General features: G+C 61.5%; 1 protein-coding gene. It reads left to right on the top strand.

Annotated features, from left to right (window positions below; all coding sequences use genetic code 11):
* The first annotated feature begins 94 nt into the window (after nt 1-94).
* On the top strand, nt 95-1,447 hold the full coding sequence (locus PXK01_RS21880) for an IS1380 family transposase (protein WP_274861726.1): 1,353 nt from the start codon (nt 95-97) through the stop codon (nt 1,445-1,447).
* The last annotated feature ends 221 nt before the right edge of the window (nt 1,448-1,668 follow it).

The following is a 1,668-nucleotide window of genomic DNA, read 5'->3' as shown; positions in this document are numbered from 1 at the left end:
CCCGTATTCCCCAAGTAACCCGCTGATTTCGCTGTCCTGAACTCGACATTACCTATATAAATCATGGTGTTGATGGCTACGAGGGGCTTGTTTCATGGATCACCCAGAGGGTGCGGGCTCGCAGCGGGCAGATCGGGTGGATTTCGACCGCCGTGTGCGGGTGGAGTTCCGGGGTGCGCAGATCAGTTCGGACGGCGGCCTGCTGGTGATGCGCGAGCTTGATGACGCGCTCGGGCTGTCCGATCTTGCGGCAGCAGCATTGCGCGACACCCGTCCGGGCAAGAACACGCTCCATCGGCTTGAGGGGCTGTTTCGGCAGTCGGTCTATGGGCGGCTGGCAGGCTATGAGGATGTCAACGATGCCGACCGTCTCGCGCTCGATCCTGTCATGCGTCAGGTTGTCGGAGGCCGGGCTGTCGACGCTCAAGCTGCCTCGGCTTCCCAGATGGGGCGGTTTGAGACCGAGACGCTGACCTTTGCCGAGAACCGGGCGGCGCTGGCCGACCTGAACGGGCAATGGATCGACCGGTTTCATGATCGCAACGACCTGAAGTTCATCGTGCTGGACATGGACAGCTCGGTCAGCCCCACCCATGGCGATCAGGAAGGGTCCGCCTGGAACGGGCATTTCGATTGCAATTGCTATCACCCAAACTTCCTGTTCAACCAGTTCGGGATGCTGGAACGCTGCGCCCTGCGCAATGGCAACGTCCACAGTGCCGACGGCTGGCGGGACGTGCTCGACCCGGTGATCGCCCGCTATGCCAAACGTGACATCATGCGCTTTTTCCGCGCCGATGCCGCCTATGCGATCCCCGCGATCTATGCGCGGCTGGAAGAAGCAGGCTATTTCTACGCCATCCGACTACCCACCAACAGCGTCCTGCGCGAGAAGATCGCGCATCGGCTGAACCGGCCCGTAGGGCGGCCTTCGCTGACCAAGGTGAAGCGGTTCTTTGAGGATTTCTACTATCAGGCCGCGTCCTGGGACAAGGAGCGCCGCGTGATTGCCAAGATCGAATGGCACCCAGGCGAGCTGTTCCCACGTGTTGGCTTCATCGTCACCAACCTACCGATGGAGCCGGATTGGGTGGTGCGGTTCTACAACCAACGCGGCACTGCCGAACAGCACATCAAGGAAGGCAAATACGCCTTTCGCTGGACGCGGCTGTCATGCAGAAAGTTCCGTGACAACGAGGTCCGGCTGCAGCTGCACGCACTGGCCTACAACCTGGCCACCTTCCTGCGCTGCATCGAACTGCCCGAGGCCATGGCCGACTGGTCGTTGACCAGCCTGCAACTGAAACTGATCAAGATCGGGGCACGCGTCGTCCGCCATGCCCGCGCCATCACCTTCCAGCTGGCCGAGGTTGCTGTCACCGGCCCGATGGTGCGCGCCATCCTCGCCGCCATCCGCCGATTGCGAGCGCCACCGCTATGCGCATGAACGGGATTCGGATTCAAACAGAACGAAAGCAGCAGGACAGGTCCGTCCGCCCCGCTGAAAAACGGCGCCGCCGAGCCACGATGATGCAGGTTCTCGGCCCGATCCGCCCAGTTCCAGGCGCTTGGGCGACCACAGACACCGCTCAGGGCGAAAAAAGCTTGTTCAATTGGCAAAATCAGGCGATCTTGACATCACCTGGCACGCCACTTGGGGAATGTCGG

The sequence above is a fragment of the Phaeobacter sp. PT47_59 genome (genome assembly GCF_028890025.1).
Lineage (GTDB): Bacteria > Pseudomonadota > Alphaproteobacteria > Rhodobacterales > Rhodobacteraceae > Phycobacter.
Note: the sequence above shows the minus strand (reverse complement) of the source record. Positions and strands in the feature narration are given on the sequence as shown.